Origin of the sequence: Streptosporangium sandarakinum, assembly GCF_050942225.1 — a bacterium.
Taxonomy (GTDB): Bacteria; Actinomycetota; Actinomycetes; order Streptosporangiales; family Streptosporangiaceae; genus Streptosporangium; species Streptosporangium nondiastaticum.
Window position 1 is genome coordinate 1,803,291 of the sequence record NZ_CP192034.1, and the last position, 15,900, is coordinate 1,819,190.

Here is a 15,900-nt window from a genome sequence, read left to right on the forward strand (position 1 = left end):
GGTACGGGGCAAGGATTTTGTGTACGGAAGTGGGACCCCTTGGAAGCTGCGGCGGGCGGTAGCCGTACCGGCCGGAATCTCCCCGCCGCCATCGCGGTGGGCGTCGGCCTGGGAGCGGCCGTCATCGGCTCCCTCTACTTCGTCAAGGTGCTCTTCCTCGCCGTGGTGATCGCGGCGGTGGGCGTCGGTGTGACGGAGCTGGTCAGGTCGTTCGCGCAGAGGGACATCCGGGTTCCGCTGATCCCGTCGCTCGCCGGGATGGCCGCCATACTCGTCGGCGCCTACTACGGCGGGCCCGCCTGGATGCTCGGGATCTTCGCGGCGATGGTCCTGGTGCTGATGGTCTGGCGGATGTTCCAGGGCACGGAGGGGTACGTCCGCGACATCTCCGCCACCGTCCTGGTCGCGGTCTATCCGTCGTTCCTCGTCGGGTTCGTGGCGCTGCTGCTCAGCCACCCGGTCGACGGCCCGGATCGGGTGATCACCTTCATCGCCACGACGGTCGCGAGCGACATCGGCGGTTACGCCGCGGGAGTCCTCTTCGGCAGGCACAAGATGTCCCCGCTGATCAGCCCGAAGAAGACCTGGGAGGGCTTCGCCGGCTCGGCGATCGCCTGCATGGCCGTGGGCGGCTGGCTGGTCTCCTGGCTGCTGGAGGCCGAGATCTGGAAGGGCGTCCTGCTCGGCGCGGTGGTCGTGGTGTTCGCCACGCTCGGCGACCTCGTCGAGTCGGTGATCAAGCGGGACCTCGGCGTCAAGGACATGGGTAGCGTGCTGCCGGGCCACGGCGGCCTGATGGACCGGCTCGACTCCCTCCTCGCCGCGCTCATCCCGGTCTGGGTGCTGCTCACCCTGCTGATCTGACCGCCCGGCGCCCCTGGCGGGCCGGGGCGTCCGGGGCGCGTCGCCGGGTCACCCCGCCCGGGTGGTCCGGTCGGCCGGCAGCCGGGGCAGCAGTGCGCGGTAGCCGTTCGCGGCGGACAGGCGCAGCTCGTCGTCGGTGAGCGGCACCAGCCAGAGCCACCGTACGGCGTCGCCGCCGAAGGTGAAGCCCGACAGGTCCGGCAGGCCGGACGGCCCGGCGAGCATGATGACGCCGTTGTAGGCGGAGCCGAGCGGGAACGTCTCCGGCCGGTGATACCACTTCGCCGTGTGCCCGTGACCCAGCCAGGTGACCGAGTGCCAGGGGTACTGCGCCAGCCACAGGAACAGCCGGGCCGCCTCCCGGGCGTCGCCCCGGGTCGCGACGGCGAGCTCCACCCGGGCGTACGCCTCCGGCCGGTCGATGTACTGCTCCACCGTGGGCATCCGCTGGCAGCTCATCCCCACCGTGGACAGGATCGTGTGCTCCCGGTCCCCCTCCGGCGGCCGCTCGGTGATGCCGACCGTGGGCAGCCGTCCACCGCCGGCGTCCCAGAACCTCCCCGCGGTGCCGACCGCCCGGTCCAGGTGGCCCATCACGAACTGCTGGAAGGTGGCCCAGGAGCCCTCACTCCCGCGCCACTCCCAGTAGGAGCGGGCTTTGGCCAGCCGCGGGGCCAGGGCCTCCATCGCGTCCTCCAGGGACCAGGCGAACGGCGACTCGCCCACCGCGTCGCGGGAGTATCCCGGCATGCCGCGGCTCACGTCGGCCCAGCCAGGAATGACCGCCAGCAGCTCGTCGTTCTCGTACAGGGCGACGCCGTCGCCCTCCTCGAACCACAGTGACCGCAGGGTGCCCAGTGGTCGCCTGCCGCCGGGGTGCCGGGTGTTCACCCGGACGGCCACCGGCGGGAGTTCGGAGTTCAGCCGGTCCAGGTCGGTCGTCTCCGGGGCCGGAACGTGGTTGGCCAGCCACACCGCTCCGTGGACCTCGCCCTTCGGCCCGCACAGGTAAGCTACCGAGGAAGTCTCGTCGCGTTCGACCACCAGGGTGCGGCTTCCGTAGGGGCTGGCGTCGCTGAGCAGGACCTCGATGCCGTCTCCCCGCTCACCCGCGGACCGGATTGTCGCCATATCTCCGGACTTTAGATCAGAGTCGAGTGTCGCTTCGAGTAACCGTTGAGAGAAGGCGTTGGACGTGTCGACTGCCAGCCAGCCCGGGACCCCCGCACCCGGACAGCTCACCTTCGTGGCGCCCCGCAGGGCCAAGCCCGCGCGCCACCTGGCCGATCTGACCATGGCCGAGCGCCGTGCGGCCGTCGCCGAGCTCGGCGAGAAGCCGTTCCGGGCCGACCAGCTCTCCCGGCACTACTTCGAGCGGCTCACCGCCGACCCCAGCCTGATGACCGACCTGCCGGCCGCGGCGCGCGACAGGTTCGCCGCACTGTTCCCCACGCTGCTCACCCCCGTCCGGGAGCTGACCACCGACGGCGGCACCACCCGCAAGACGCTGTGGCGGCTGTTCGACGGCGCGCTGGTCGAGTCGGTCCTCATGCGCTACCCCGACCGCGCCACCATGTGCGTCTCCTCCCAGGCCGGCTGCGGCATGAACTGCCCGTTCTGCGCCACCGGTCAGGCCGGCCTGACCCGCAACATGAGCACCGCCGAGATCGTCGAGCAGGTCGTCGCCGGGGCGCGGACCCTCGCCGCCGGCGAGGTCCCGGGCGGCCCCGGCCGGGTCAGCAACGTGGTCTTCATGGGGATGGGCGAGCCGCTGGCCAACTACCGGGCCGTGGTCGGCGCGGTGCGCCGGCTGGTCGAGCCCGCCCCGGGCGGCCTGGGCATCTCCGCCCGCGGCGTCACCGTCTCCACGGTCGGGCTGGTCCCCGCGATCGGCAAGCTCGCCGACGAGGGCCTGCCGGTGACGCTGGCGCTGTCCCTGCACGCCCCCGACGACGAGCTCCGCGACACCCTGGTGCCGATCAACACCCGGTGGAAGGTCGGGGAGGTCCTCGACGCGGCCTGGGACTACGCCGCCCGGACCAAGCGCCGCGTCTCCATCGAGTACGCCCTGATCAAGGACGTCAACGACCAGGAGTGGCGGGCCGACCTGCTCGGCAAGCTCGTCCGGAACAAGCTCGTGCACGTCAACCTGATCCCGCTCAACCCCACCCCGGGGTCGAAGTGGACGGCCTCGCGCCCGGAGGACGAGCGGGCCTTCGTCCGCCGGCTGCAGTTCCACGGTGTCCCGGTGACCGTCCGCGACACCCGGGGCCGCGAGATCGACGGCGCCTGCGGCCAGCTCGCCGCCGCCGAGTAGCCCCGCCAGGCGGAAGCCACGAGCGGGCATCCGGGGAGCGCAGCGGAAGCCGCGAGCGGGCATCCGGGGAGCGCGTGCGGGCTGCGCCGGTGAGTGCTCTTCGGGGCTGGCGGCGTCTCGGTGATGATCCGCCGGCACGGGCCTACGGCCTGGTACGGGTCTACGGCCTGGTACGGGTCTACGGCCTGGTACGGCGGAGCCGTACGTAGGCGGCCAGGCCCGCGGCGGACCAGAAGAGCGCCGCGGCGGCGATGGGGAGCAGGACCGCGTCGAGGGCGCCGTCGTTGGCCGCCCGCATCCACGGCATGACCGGCACCGTGAACCGGCCCACCGGGGTCAGGCTGACCAGCAGCAGGGCCACGTAGCCGCCGAACAGCGTCAGCATCGAGGCGGCCGGGGACGGCATGATCGGATGGGTGGTCAGCGCGCCCAGCGCCGTGCCCGCGCTCAGGCCCAGCAGGTGCAGGACGGCGCCGCGCGCCACGTCGCCGGGTGCGGGGGTGGCGGCGAAGCCGTGCAGCAGCGGCGTGACGACCGCGATCGCCGCGAACATGAGGTTGACCGTGAACGCGGCCAGCAGCCCCGCGCCGATCTCCCTGCCCGGACCGCCGGCCGCCGTCATCGAGACCAGCCGCTGCGCCGCCGGTTCGGTGTCGAGCAGACTGCGCGCGGCCCAGGCGAAGACGACGATCAGCAGGCCGGCCGAGTCGGCGTAGGCGGACAGCTCCTTGCCGGGCGGCGTCAGCGTCGAGTAGAAGACGCCCAGCATCAGGAGCAGCCCGACCGCCGGCGGGAACAGCCGATGGGAGCGGGCGTAGGCGCTCAGTTTGAACCGGGTCAGACGCGTCAACGGTGCCTCCCGCCGTACGGCGTGCTCTCGGGGGTCACGCGGTCCGCCGGACGGTGTAGCCGTCGGCGCGGAGCTTCTGCTCGACCTCGTCGGCCTCGCCGGGGTCCACCAGCACCTCGATGACCGCCCGGCGGTCCGTGGCGGGCCCCTGCCCGGCAACCCGCCCGGTGTCCTGTTCGGAGCCGGAGCCGGAGCCGGAGCCGGAATCCGAGCCCGAACCGAGGTCGGGGTCCGGCTCGGCCGGTCGGCCGGCGGAGCGGACGGTGACCGCGCGGTCGGCGACGAGACAGTGGTCGGCGCCGGGGAACTCCCGGAGCTGGTTCTGGTGGTCGCTGACCACGACCGTGCCGCCGCGGGCGGCGATCTCGCCGATGACGGCGGGGAGTTCGGCGCGGGTCCGCTCGTCCAGCCCGGCGAACGGCTCGTCCAGGATCAGCAGGTCCGGCGGGCCGAGCAGCGACTGGATCAGCCCCACCTTCTGCGCGCTGCCCTTGGACAGATCGCCGAGCGGCAGGTCGAGCAGGTGGACGGCGTTCAGCCGCCGCGCGAGGTCGCCGGCCGCGGCGGGGGAGGCGCCCCGGACGCGGGTCATGTGGGTCAGGTAGGCGGAGACGGTGAAGGGCTGGCCGGTGGGGAAGACGTCGGGGGCGTAGCCGACGACGCGGGGCCGGCCGGAGACCGAGCCGCGGGTCGGCGGGACGAACCCGGCGAGCAGCCGCAGCAGCGTGGACTTGCCGGCGCCGTTGCGGCCGGTGACCTCGACGACGGACCCCGGGCGGAGCGTGAGCTCGACGTCCTCAAGGATCCAGGGGCCGCGGCGGGAGTACCGGAAGGACACCTGGGAGAGCCGCATGCACCGCACCCTACCGGGATCATGCTCGCCACGTCCCTGCCGCCGGAATCCGCCCCGGTCACGGGCCGGTGAGGCCGAGCCGCCCGGCCGTCCGTTGAGGTCACGGGCCGGCGGGGCCGCGCCGTCCGGGGTCGTCCGGTCGTCGGTGGGACCGGGTGACCTGGGGAGTCCGGTCAGCCGGTGAGGCCGAGTTGCCCGGCGGCCCGGACGGCCAGCCACACCTCGGTGAACGCGCCCGTGGACGAAAGGTCCCGGCCGGTGAGCGCGGTGAACCGGCGCAGCCGGTAGGCCAGCGTGTTGGGATGGACGTGCAGCGCCGCCGCCGCGTCCTCGGTGCGGCGGTCCCGCTCCATCCAGGTGCGGACCGAGGCCAGCAGGTGGGAGTCGTGGGCGGCGTCGTACCGGATCACCTCGCCGAGCACGTGCTCGACCAGCGCCGAGAGCACCGCGGGGTCCTCCGGCAGCCACCGCCCGGCGGTGTCGTCGCCGTAGCGGACGAGCGCCTGGCCCGACTCGGCCGCCCGGGAGACGGCCCACACCGCCTCCCTGCGGGCCACCCGCAGCGACGTCCCGGCGGCGAACGGCCTGCTCACCCCGGCCGCGACGCCCGGTACCCCGGCGACGGCGGCGGCCGCCTCGGCGGTGCCGAGGACGTAGCGGTCGTCACCCCTGCCGAGCATGAGGAACGGGCGGTCGTCCAGGGCGCGCAGCAGGCCGTCGTCGGACACGCCGCGGACGGCCAGCAGGACCAGTTCGTCGTCGGGCAGGCCCAGCCGGATCAGCCGCCGCCGGGCCGTGGCCGGGTCGAGCACGTCCTGCAGCAGCTCGGCCAGGATCTCCGCGCCCTCGCGGCGCAGGGTCTCGCGCTCGTGGCGGGCCATGGCGACCTGGAGCGCGGCGACGGTGGCGATGTGCTGGGCCACCGCCAGCCCGGCCGGGCGGGCGCCCTCCCGCTCCAGGGCGACGAGGAAGCCGGCCGGGCCGCCCGGGGCGGGCACCGGGAGGACGAAACCGCCGGGGATCGTCGGGGGCGCCTCCGCCGTCCTGGGCAGCAGATCCGGGTCGGGCACGGGGACGCCGGGCAGCAGTGGGCGGCCCTGCGGCGTGCACAGGTACACGGTGTAGCCGCTGAGCCGTTCCAGGCGGCGGAACAGCGTCGCGGTGCCGAGGTCCTCGGAGGCCATCCAGCGCAGCGCGCCGAAGACCTGGAGCTGCGCGCCGAGCCGCTGGCGGGCGTCCTCCTGCACGGCCGCGGCGACCTCCTGGGCGACGGCGATGAACGGCACGGCCAGCGGCACCTCCAGGACCGGCATGCCGCGTTCCTCGGCGGCGGCGAGGAACGCCCGGTGCAGCGGCGGCACGTGGAGCTGAGCCGACAGGGCCAGCGCGGACACCCCGGCGTCGTCGAGCCGCTCCAGGTAGGCCCGCTGGCGGGCGGCGGAGCGGGGGATCGCGATGCCGGTCGTCATGATCAGCTCGGCGCCCAGCAGCCAGGGCGTGGGGTCGTCCAGTTCGCTGACGTGCGCCCAGGACACCGAGCGGCCGAGTCCGGCGTGCCCGGCGAGGACGCGCAGCTGCAGGGCCGGGAAGCGGATCAGCTCCTCGACGGTGAGTCGGTCGGCGGAACCGGCGGCGGTCCGGTCGGCAGGCCCGTCAGCGGGCATGCCGTCGGACTCGGCGATGGACCCGGAGGCGGGCATGCCGTCGGATCCGGGGATGGACCCGGAGGCGGGCCCGAGGGCGGCTTCATCGGTGGGACCGGCGGGGGAGCCGGCGGTGTGATTGTGGTCGGCCACAGGAAACCCCGTCGCAGTTCGTTTCCCCCACAGTACCCAAACTGTCACAAAGCTCCCAAACTGTACGGATAGCCTGCTCTGAGCCGGGTTCTCCGCGCCCGGACCTCCCGCCACCCCACGCCTCTCGAAAGGACGGTGCGGCATGACCGAACCCCGGGGTCCCGTCGACTCCTCCCGCGTCCCCCGATTCGCGGGTCCGGCGACGTTCGCACGGCTGCCGCGCCTGGACGAGGTCGGGCGCTGCGACGTGGCCGTGGTGGGGGTGCCGTTCGACAGCGGCGTCTCCTACCGCCCCGGCGCCCGTTTCGGCCCCTCGGCGGTCCGCGAGGCCAGCCGCCTGCTCCGGCCGTACCACCCCGGCCTGGACGTCTCGCCGTTCGCCGCGGTGCAGGTGGCCGACGCCGGCGACATCGCCTGCAACCCGTTCAACATCGGCGAGGCCGTCGAGACGATCGAGGACGCCGCGACCCGGCTCCAGGAGGACGGCGCCCGCCTGGTCACCATCGGCGGCGACCACACGATCGCGCTGCCGCTGCTGCGCTCCCTGGCCAGGCGGCACGGCCCGGTGGCCATGCTGCACTTCGACGCCCACCTCGACACCTGGGACACCTACTTCGGCGCCGAGTACACCCACGGCACGCCGTTCCGCCGGGCCGTGGAGGAGGGCATCCTCGACACCGAGGCGGTCGGCCACGTCGGCACGCGCGGCCCGCTGTACGGCAAGCAGGACCTCGACGACGACCGGCGCCTCGGCTTCGGCATCATGACCTCGGCCGACGTGATGCGCCGCGGCGTGGACGAGATCGTCGACGCGCTCCGCCAGCGGATCGGCGACCGGCCGCTCTACCTGTCGATCGACATCGACGTGCTCGACCCCGCGCACGCCCCCGGCACCGGCACCCCCGAGGCGGGCGGCCTCACCAGCCGCGAGCTGCTGGAGATCCTGCGCGGCCTGGCCGGATGCAACCTGGTCGGCGCCGACGTGGTCGAGGTGGCCCCCGCCTACGACCACGCGGAGATCACCGCGGTGGCCGCCTCCCACGTCGCCTACGACCTGGTCAGCCTGCTGGCGCTGTCCGGTCCCGCGCGGGAGGCCCGGTGAGCCGGGCGGATCACGCCGCGGCGGGCGTCTCCGACCGCGCGCCGTCCGTCATCGAGGTCGAGCAGCACGGTGTCGAGCGCATCCCGGACGCCGACCGCACCGCCCGCCCGCTGGACCTGTTCCGGCTGGCCTTCGGCGGCGCGAACACCTTCGCCACGTGCGTGCTGGGCTCGTTCCCCATCCTGTTCGGGCTCTCCTTCTGGCAGGGGCTCGCCGCGACGGGGCTCGGCCTGGTGGTCGGCGCGCTGATCCTGGCGCCGCTGGCCGTCTTCGGCCCGGTGAACGGCACGAACAACGCAGTCTCCTCCTCGGCGCACCTGGGCGTGCACGGCCGGGTCGTCGGCTCGTTCCTGTCCCTGCTCACCGCGATCGCGTTCTTCTCGATCTCGGTGTGGTCCTCCGGCGACGCGCTGGTCGGCGGCGCCCACCGGCTGGCCGGGCTGCCGGAGTCGAACCTGTCGTACAGCGTGGCCTACGCGCTGTTCGCCGTGCTGGTCCTGGTGGTCTGCGTCTACGGCTTCCGCTTCATGCTGCTGGTCAACAAGATCGCGGTGGCCGCGGCCTCGCTGCTGTTCGTGCTGGGCGCGTTCGCCTTCGCCGGGGACTTCGACCCCTCCTACGCCGGGGCGTTCGCCTCCACGGCCGCGCCGGGGTTCTGGCCGTCGTTCATCGGCGCCGCCCTGATCGTGCTGTCCAACCCGATCTCCTTCGGCGCCTTCCTCGGCGACTGGTCCCGCTACATCCCGGCGGAAACCCCGCGCGTCCGGGTGATGGGCGCGGCCTTCCTGGCCCAGCTCGCCACGATCCTGCCGTTCCTGTTCGGCCTGACCACCGCGTCGATCATCGCCGCCAAGGCGTCGGAGTACGTCGACCCGGCCGCACCCAACTACGTCGGCGGGCTGCTCGCGGTCTCCCCGGCGTGGTACTTCCTGCCGGTCTGCCTGATCGCGCTGATCGGCGGCATGTCCACCGGCACGACCGCCCTCTACGGCACCGGCCTGGACTTCTCCAGCGTCTTCCCGCGCTTCAACCGGGTCCAGGCGACGGTGTTCATCGGCGTGCTGTCGATCGGCTTCATCTTCCTCGGCCGCTTCACCCTGAACCTGACGCAGAGCATCTCCACGTTCGCCACGCTGATCGTCACCTGCACCGCCCCCTGGATGGTCATCATGATGCTCGGCTACGTGACCCGGCGCGGCTGGTACGACGCCGAGGCGCTGCAGGTCTTCAACCGCCGTCAGCGCGGCGGCCGCTACTGGTTCACCCACGGCTGGAACTGGCGCGGGATGACCGCCTGGCTGCTGGCCGCGATGACGGCGATCCTGTTCGTCAACATCCCCGGCCAGTTCGTCGGGCCGCTCGGCGGCCTCGCCGGGGGCACGGACATCTCGCTGCCGCTGGGCCTGGCCACCGCGGCCGTGCTCTACCTGGCCATGCTGGCGGCCTTCCCCGAGCCGCGCGGCGTCTTCGGCCCGGAGGGGCCGCGCCTGGTCCGCTCCCGCGACGTCCCGGTCCCGCCCATCGAGGGACCGGACGCCACCGCCGCGCCCGCCGCGGCGACGACCGCCCGGGTGTGATCCGTCCGGGCGTGCTCAGGCGTCCGTCCGCCGTACGGCCCGGACCGGCCGTACGGCGGGCGAGCGCCGGCGGGTGACCGCGGGGGCGCACCGGGGGCTGATCCCGGAGGGCGTCAGCGGGTGCCCCAGGAGTAGGTCTGCTTGTGCAGCTTGAGGTAGACGAACGTCTCGGTGGCGCGGACCGTGGGGATGGCCCGGATCTTGCCGAGGATGTCCAGCAGGTGCGCGTCGCTCTCGCAGACCACCTCGACCATGATGTCCACCGAGCCGGCGGTCAGCACGACGTAGTCGATCTCCTTGATGGCCGACAGCTCGTCGGCCACCATCTCCAGGTCGCCCTCGCACTTGATGCCGATCATCGCCTGGCGGGAGAATCCGAGGGTGAGCGGGTCGGTGACCCCGACGATCTGCATGACCCCGGCGTCGAGCAGGCGCTGGACCCGCTGGCGGACGGCGGCCTCGGACAACCCCACCGCCTTGCCGATGGCGGCGTAGGGCTTGCGGCCGTCCGCCTGCAGCTGTTCGATGATCTGTTTGGAGATCTCGTCGAGGACGACCGTCCCGTGCTTCGCGTCGTTGTCGCGGCGTACCTTGGGCGGCGTCGTCATCCGCGCTCCCTGGCGTCGGTGTTACGGGATCTGTTACGGGGTCGTCGCGGGCCTCTCACGTCCTGCCGACATGTTGCGGCTCGCTGCGACATGCTGTCAGTTTTTACCGCTCTGTCAAGCGATTTCGTCGCGATTTGGTATCTTAACAACGAAATCCCTTGTCGCGTAGGCTCTCCTCTGTAAGAGTCCCCATAACCAAGCCACCTCACAGGAGGTCAACGGTGACCACCCGTCTGCAGAACTATGTCAACGGTGAGTTCGTGGACGCCAAGAGCGGCCGGTTCTCCGACGTCATCGACCCCTGCACCGGAGAGGCCTACCTGCAGGCGCCGGTCTCCGGTGTGGAGGACGTCGACGCCGCCTACGCCGCCGCGGCCGCCGCGTTCGAGTCGTGGAGTCTGCTGACCCCCGGCGAGCGGGCCAATCTGCTGCTCAAGGTCGCGGACGCCATCGACGCGCGCGCCGACGAGATCAACGAGGCCGAGTGCCTCAACACCGGCAAGCCCCGCGCCCGGATGGCCGAGGACGAGACCCCGGTCGCGGCCGACCACTTCCGGTTCTTCGCCGGAGCCGCCCGCACCCTGGAGGGGCCGACGTCGGGTGAGTTCCTCGCCGACCACACCTCCGTGATCCGGCACGAGCCGATCGGCGTCATCGGTCAAGTCACCCCCTGGAACTACCCGATGATGATGGCGGTCTGGAAGATCGCCCCCGCGCTCGCCGCGGGCAACACCGTCGTGCTCAAGCCGTCCGACACCACCCCGGTCTCCACCCTCAAGATGGCCGAGATCATCGGTGAGGTCCTGCCGAAGGGCGTCTTCAACGTCGTCACCGGCGACCGCGAGACCGGCGCGCTCGTAGTGGGCCACCCGACCGCCCAGATGGTCGCCATCACCGGCTCGGTCGGCGCCGGCATGGCCGTGGCCAAGACCGCCGCCGAGGACGTCAAGCGGGTCCACCTGGAGCTCGGCGGCAAGGCCCCCGTCATCGTCTTCGACGACGTCAAGGACGTGAAGGCCGCGGCCGAGGCGATCGCCGCGGGCGGCTTCTACAACGCCGGACAGGACTGCACCGCGGCCTGCCGGGTGCTGGTCCACGAGGACGCCCACGACGAGTTCGTGGCGGCCCTCGTCGAGGCGGCCACCGCCACCGTGACCGGCGACCTGTCCAACGAGGACGCCCTCTACGGTCCGCTCAACAACGCGGACCAGCTGGCGCGGGTGACCGGCTTCATCGAGCGGGTGCCCGGCCACGCCAAGGTCCTGACCGGCGGTCAGCGGGTCGGCGACACGGGGTACTTCTTCGCCCCGACCGTCGTCGACGGCCTCCAGCAGGACGACGAGATGGTGCAGAACGAGGTCTTCGGGCCCGTCATCACCGTCCAGACCTTCTCCGACGAGGCCGACGCCGTGGCCAAGGCCAACGGCGTCCGGTACGGCCTCGCCAGCTCGGTGTGGACCTCCGACCACGGCCGGGCGATGCGGGTGTCGAGGCGACTCGACTTCGGTGTCGTGTGGGTCAACACCCACATCCCCTTCGTGTCCGAGATGCCGCACGGAGGCTTCAAGCACTCCGGCTACGGCAAGGACCTGTCGGTCTTCGGGCTCCACGACTACCTCCGCGTCAAGCACGTCATGCACTACATCGGCGAATAGCCGCGAAACAGAGGGATAGCCTGGTATGACCGAAACCCAGGCGGATGTGGAGGCGGTGGCCCCCGCCGCCTCCGGCCCGCCTCCGGTGCCCGCCATCGAGCTCGACGGAGTCGTCAAGGAGTACCTCGCCCACGGTGAGGTCGTCCAGGCGGTCAAGGGCGTCACCCTGACCATCGCCGAGGGCGAGTTCTTCTCGCTCCTCGGCCCCTCGGGGTGTGGCAAGACCACCACCATGCGCATGATCGCCGGGTTCGAGGACCCGTCGCGTGGCACGGTGCGGCTGCACGGCCAGGACGTGACCGACGTCCCCCCCAACAAACGCGACGTGAACATGGTGTTCCAGTCGTACGCGCTCTTCCCCCACATGAACGTCTGGGAGAACGTCGCCTTCGGTCTGCGGCGCAAGAAGGTGCCCGACGCAGAGATCAAACGCCGCGTCGGCGAGATGCTGGAGATCGTGGACCTCGGCGGGCGCGAGAAGCGCCGCCCCCGCGAGATGTCCGGCGGCCAGCAGCAGCGGGTGGCCCTGGCCCGGGCCCTGGTCAACCGGCCCCGCGCCCTCCTGCTGGACGAGCCGCTGGGCGCCCTCGACCTCAAGCTGCGCCAGGCGATGCAGATCGAGCTCAAGCGCATCCAGCGCGAGGTCGGCATCACGTTCGTCTACGTCACCCACGACCAGAGCGAGGCGCTCACCATGAGCGACCGCATCGCCGTCATGAACGACGGCCTGGTCGAGCAGCTCGCCTCTCCCCGCGAGATCTACGAGCGCCCCGCCACCGCGTTCGTCGCCGGGTTCATCGGCACCTCCAACCTGATCAGCGGGACGGTGGACCGGGTCGAGGACGGCTGCGCCGTACTGCGGCTCGGGGACGACGGCCGGGTCCTCGCCGAGGAGGGCGCGCACCGGGCCGGGGACACGATCGCGGTCACCGTACGCCCGGAGAAGGTCATGATCTCCACCGACGAGCCCGCGGCGGGCCTCAGCGCCGTGCGCGGCACCGTCGCCGAGGTCGTCTACCTGGGTCTGTACAACAGCTACGCGGTGCGCCTGCCCGGCGGCACCGAGGTCACCGTCTTCCAGCAGAACGCGCTCGACAGCACGAGCACGGCCGAGCGCGGCGACGCGGTCTGGCTGTCGTGGCGGCCGCAGCATTCTTACGTGATCGGAAGTTGAGCCACCCCATGCACCAGGACTCCTCCCTCGACGCCGCCCTGCTGCGCGGCATGACCCGGCCCCGCTCGGTGACCCGCCGCGACGCCTTCCGTCTCGCCGGCCTGTCGGCCGCCGGGCTCGCCCTGACCGCCTGCGGCGTGCAGGGCAAGAAGGCCGCCCCGCCCCAGAAGGACGCGGTCGCCGACTACTGGGCGTCCAAGAAGAAGAACGGCACGCTGCGGTTCGCCAACTGGACGCTGTACATCGACAAGGAAGACGGCCGCTCCCCCTCCCTGGAGAAGTTCACCGCCGACACCGGCATCAAGGTGACCTACACCGAGGCCATCCAGGACACCCCCTCCTTCTTCGGCAAGATCCAGCCGCTGCTCGCCTCCGGCACCGACATCGGCTACGACGTGATGGTCATCACCAACGGCATCCACCTCAGCAAGGCCATCGCGCTGGGCTACCTGGTGCCGCTGGACCACTCCAAGCTGCCCAACTTCGCGGCCAACGCGGCGGAGAAGGTCAAGAACCCCACCTGGGACCCGAACAACACCTACACGATCCCCTGGACGGCGGGCCTGACCGGCATCGCCTACAACCCCAAGTACGTGGACGAGGTCACCAGCATCAACGACCTGTGGAACCCCAAGTACAAGGGCAAGGTCGGCATGATGCTCGACCCGCAGGAGGTCGCGAACTTCGGGATGTTCGCCGAGGGCATCGACCCGGACAAGTCCACCGAGGCCGACTGGCGCAAGGCCGCCGCCCGGCTGCAGAAGCAGCGCGACGACGGCCTGGTGCGCAAGTACTACGAGAACGACTACGTCGACGCGCTGGCCCGGGGCGACATCTGGATCACCATGGCCTGGTCGGGCGACATCTTCCAGCAGGTCGCCGAGGGCAAGGACATCAAGTTCGTGATCCCCCAGGAGGGCGGCACGATCTGGACCGACAACCTGTGCATCCCCAAGACCGCGCAGAACCCCCTCGACGCGCTCACCTACATGGACTACGTCTACCAGCCGAAGATCGCCACGATGCTGGTGGAGGCCATCAACTACATCACCCCGGTGCCGGCCACCAAGGACCTCGTCCTGGCCGACGCCGCCAAGGCGAGCGGCGACGACAAGAAGTCGCTGGAGCAGCTCGCGAACAGCCCGATGGTCTACCCCGCCGAGGCCGACATGGCCAGGCTGCGGTCCTACCGGGCCCTCACCACGGCCGAGGAGAAGGTCTTCGAGTCCATCTTCCAGCCCATCACACAGGGATAGGCGAGCGATGAAGCGCTTCGCCCCCTACCTGCTGATCCTCCCCGGCGGGCTGTGGCTGGCGATCTTCCTGGTGGTGCCGATGGTCTTCATGGCCTCGGTGTCCACCCAGGAGGGCGACGTGGTCAACGGCTTCGTCCAGACGTTCAACCTGTCGATCTACGGCGACGTCCTGTCGCAGTACGGCACGCAGTTCCTGCGCTCGGCCGGGTACGGCCTGGTCGCCACGGTCGTCTCCATCGTGCTGGCCTACCCGATGGCCTACTGGATCGCCTTCAGGGGCAGCTCCCGCAAGTCGACCTACCTGCTGCTGGTGCTGCTGCCGTTCTTCGTGTCGTTCGTGCTGCGCACCGTGTCGTGGAAGTTCCTGCTGGCCGACAACGGGCTGCTGCTGTCGCCGCTGAAGTCCCTGGGCCTGGTGCCCGACGACTTCCACGTGCTGCAGACGACCGTGGCGGTGATCGGCGGCCTGGTCTACAACTACCTGCCGTTCATGATCCTGCCGATCTACGTGGCCCTGGAGCGGGTGGACCCCCGCGTCGTGGAGGCCGCGCAGGACCTGTACGCGGCCCGGCGGCAGGCCTTCACCAAGGTCGTGCTGCCGCTGTCGCTGCCCGGCGTGTTCGCCGGGGTGCTGATGACGTTCGTCCCGATGACCGCCGACTACGTCAACGCCGAGATCCTCGGCGGCCCGGCGAACACGATGATCGGCAACATCATCCAGTCCAGGTTCCTGGTCAACAACGACTACCCGTCGGCCGCGGCGCTGTCGTTCGCGCTGATGGCGGCGATGCTGATCGGCATCTTCGCCTACGCCAGGGCGCTGGGCACCGAGAACGTGCTGGAGGCGGCGGCCCGATGAGCACTGCCACCACATCCGCGCCCGTCACGGCGCCGTCCGCCGGCGCCCCGGCGCCCGCCCGGCCCCGCCGCCGCCTCCTCGACCGGCTGCTCAAGGTCTACGTCTGGCTGATCCTCGCCTGGCTGTTCCTGCCGATCGCGGTCATGATCATCTTCGGCTTCAACGACACCAAGAGCAAGTCGAACGTGACCTGGCAGGGCTTCACCTTCAAGTGGTGGGGCATGCTCGACCAGGACCCCAAGCTGATCGAGGCGGTCGTCAACTCCCTGGAGATCGCCGTGCTCGCCACGGTGATCACCACGGTGATCGGCACCCTCATGGGCCTGGCGATGGGCCGCTACAGGTTCCGCGGGCTGGGCGCCGTCAACCTGGTGCTCTTCGCCGCCATCGCCTCGCCCGAGCTGGTCATGGGCTCCTCGCTGCTGTCGCTGTTCGTCAGCGCCGGGGTGCAGCCGGGCTTCGTGACCGTGGTCATCGCGCACGTGCTGTTCTCGCTGTCGTTCGTGGCGATCACCGTACGGGCCCGGGTCGTCGGCCTCGACCCCTCGATCGAGGAGGCGGCGCGCGACCTCGGGGCGTCCACCTGGGTGACGTTCTGGCGCGTCACGTTCCCGATGATCCTGCCCGGCGTCATCTCGGGCGCGCTGCTGGCGTTCGCGCTGTCCATCGACGACTTCGTGATCACCCAGTTCACCAGCGGCGCCCTCCAGACGTTCCCGCTGTGGATCTGGGGCGCCACCCGGATCGGGGTGCCGCCGCAGGTCAACATTCTGGGAACCCTTATATTCGCGGTAGGCGTGGTGATCGCCGTGGTGAACATGGTGACCGCTCGCCGCCGGACCTAGCGCCGTCAGGCCCCGTTCCGCCCGCGGTGGGCGGCACGGGGCTTCGGCGTACCCGAAAGAGATCTCCGGCACAGAACAGGGAGGCGAGATCGGATTCAGGCGGGGGGAACCCGCGTGTGACCACCGAGGTCACGCAATACCTAG

The 15,900-nt window shown here is 71.3% G+C and carries 14 protein-coding genes; 9 read left to right on the forward strand and 5 right to left on the reverse strand.

Annotated elements, in window-relative coordinates; genetic code table 11:
- Positions 1 to 39: 39 nt before the first annotated feature.
- Positions 40 to 864, forward strand: coding sequence for a phosphatidate cytidylyltransferase (locus ACQP10_RS08635; protein ID WP_433541175.1), 825 nt, complete (start codon positions 40 to 42; stop codon positions 862 to 864).
- A 48-nt stretch (positions 865 to 912) separates the two neighbouring features.
- Here ACQP10_RS08635 and ACQP10_RS08640 read toward each other — a convergent pair whose 3' ends face one another.
- On the reverse strand, positions 913 to 1,995 hold the full coding sequence (locus ACQP10_RS08640; RefSeq protein WP_346020863.1) for a suppressor of fused domain protein: 1,083 nt from the start codon (positions 1,993 to 1,995) through the stop codon (positions 913 to 915).
- A gap of 64 nt (positions 1,996 to 2,059) precedes the next feature.
- Here ACQP10_RS08640 and rlmN point away from each other — a divergent pair, with 64 nt between their 5' ends.
- Entirely contained in the window at positions 2,060 to 3,181 is a 1,122-nt protein-coding gene (gene rlmN / locus ACQP10_RS08645) for a 23S rRNA (adenine(2503)-C(2))-methyltransferase RlmN (protein WP_346020862.1), read from the forward strand.
- A gap of 178 nt (positions 3,182 to 3,359) precedes the next feature.
- On the opposite strand, the gene ACQP10_RS08650 is transcribed toward rlmN, so the two are convergent.
- The 3 genes from ACQP10_RS08650 to ACQP10_RS08660 form a co-directional block, all read right to left on the reverse strand.
- Positions 3,360 to 4,031 (reverse strand): hypothetical protein, encoded by a 672-nt coding sequence (locus ACQP10_RS08650; protein WP_346020861.1) that lies wholly within the window; start codon positions 4,029 to 4,031, stop codon positions 3,360 to 3,362.
- Positions 4,032 to 4,065: 34 nt separating this feature from the next.
- Positions 4,066 to 4,884: an ABC transporter ATP-binding protein gene (locus ACQP10_RS08655; protein ID WP_346020860.1), complete on the reverse strand. Its 819-nt coding sequence runs from the start codon at positions 4,882 to 4,884 to the stop codon at positions 4,066 to 4,068.
- A gap of 173 nt (positions 4,885 to 5,057) precedes the next feature.
- Positions 5,058 to 6,680, reverse strand: a complete 1,623-nt coding sequence (locus tag ACQP10_RS08660) for a PucR family transcriptional regulator (protein ID WP_433541176.1) — start codon at positions 6,678 to 6,680, stop codon at positions 5,058 to 5,060.
- 142 nt (positions 6,681 to 6,822) lie between these two features.
- On the opposite strand from ACQP10_RS08660, the gene speB reads away from it, so the two are divergent.
- Positions 6,823 to 7,782, forward strand: coding sequence for an agmatinase (gene speB / locus ACQP10_RS08665; RefSeq protein ID WP_189246084.1), 960 nt, complete (start codon positions 6,823 to 6,825; stop codon positions 7,780 to 7,782).
- Complete coding sequence (locus ACQP10_RS08670) at positions 7,779 to 9,359, forward strand: purine-cytosine permease family protein (RefSeq protein WP_346020857.1); 1,581 nt, start codon at positions 7,779 to 7,781, stop codon at positions 9,357 to 9,359. The genes speB and ACQP10_RS08670 overlap by 4 nt, the downstream gene beginning before the upstream one ends.
- 113 nt (positions 9,360 to 9,472) lie before the next feature.
- Here ACQP10_RS08670 and ACQP10_RS08675 read toward each other — a convergent pair whose 3' ends face one another.
- On the reverse strand, positions 9,473 to 9,967 hold the full coding sequence (locus ACQP10_RS08675) for an Lrp/AsnC family transcriptional regulator (RefSeq protein ID WP_346020856.1): 495 nt from the start codon (positions 9,965 to 9,967) through the stop codon (positions 9,473 to 9,475).
- Between the two features lie 221 nt (positions 9,968 to 10,188).
- Here ACQP10_RS08675 and ACQP10_RS08680 point away from each other — a divergent pair, with 221 nt between their 5' ends.
- Genes ACQP10_RS08680 through ACQP10_RS08700 form a run of 5 tightly spaced genes read left to right on the forward strand, consistent with a single transcriptional unit; the run spans position 10,189 to position 15,756 of the window.
- Positions 10,189 to 11,622, forward strand: coding sequence for a gamma-aminobutyraldehyde dehydrogenase (locus ACQP10_RS08680; RefSeq protein WP_399499819.1), 1,434 nt, complete (start codon positions 10,189 to 10,191; stop codon positions 11,620 to 11,622).
- Positions 11,623 to 11,647: 25 nt separating this feature from the next.
- Positions 11,648 to 12,796: an ABC transporter ATP-binding protein gene (locus ACQP10_RS08685; RefSeq protein WP_346020854.1), complete on the forward strand. Its 1,149-nt coding sequence runs from the start codon at positions 11,648 to 11,650 to the stop codon at positions 12,794 to 12,796.
- An 8-nt stretch (positions 12,797 to 12,804) separates the two neighbouring features.
- Entirely contained in the window at positions 12,805 to 14,052 is a 1,248-nt protein-coding gene (locus ACQP10_RS08690) for an ABC transporter substrate-binding protein (protein WP_389994310.1), read from the forward strand.
- Between the two features lie 7 nt (positions 14,053 to 14,059).
- Positions 14,060 to 14,911, forward strand: a complete 852-nt coding sequence (locus ACQP10_RS08695) for an ABC transporter permease (RefSeq protein WP_433541177.1) — start codon at positions 14,060 to 14,062, stop codon at positions 14,909 to 14,911.
- Entirely contained in the window at positions 14,908 to 15,756 is an 849-nt protein-coding gene (locus tag ACQP10_RS08700) for an ABC transporter permease (RefSeq protein WP_346020853.1), read from the forward strand. The genes ACQP10_RS08695 and ACQP10_RS08700 overlap by 4 nt, the downstream gene beginning before the upstream one ends.
- Positions 15,757 to 15,900 lie beyond the last annotated feature (144 nt).

What these genes read in the sequence shown, in the direction of transcription:
- ACQP10_RS08655 (WP_346020860.1), bottom strand. Translation starts at nt 4,884, where the DNA reads ATGCGGCTCTCCCAGGTGTCCTTCCGGTACTCCCGCCGCGGCCCCTGG.
- ACQP10_RS08690 (WP_389994310.1), top strand. Translation starts at nt 12,805, where the DNA reads ATGCACCAGGACTCCTCCCTCGACGCCGCCCTGCTGCGCGGCATGACC.
- ACQP10_RS08695 (WP_433541177.1), top strand. Translation starts at nt 14,060, where the DNA reads ATGAAGCGCTTCGCCCCCTACCTGCTGATCCTCCCCGGCGGGCTGTGG.
- speB (WP_189246084.1), top strand. Translation starts at nt 6,823, where the DNA reads ATGACCGAACCCCGGGGTCCCGTCGACTCCTCCCGCGTCCCCCGATTC.
- ACQP10_RS08675 (WP_346020856.1), bottom strand. Translation starts at nt 9,967, where the DNA reads ATGACGACGCCGCCCAAGGTACGCCGCGACAACGACGCGAAGCACGGG.
- ACQP10_RS08640 (WP_346020863.1), bottom strand. Translation starts at nt 1,995, where the DNA reads ATGGCGACAATCCGGTCCGCGGGTGAGCGGGGAGACGGCATCGAGGTC.
- ACQP10_RS08685 (WP_346020854.1), top strand. Translation starts at nt 11,648, where the DNA reads ATGACCGAAACCCAGGCGGATGTGGAGGCGGTGGCCCCCGCCGCCTCC.
- ACQP10_RS08700 (WP_346020853.1), top strand. Translation starts at nt 14,908, where the DNA reads ATGAGCACTGCCACCACATCCGCGCCCGTCACGGCGCCGTCCGCCGGC.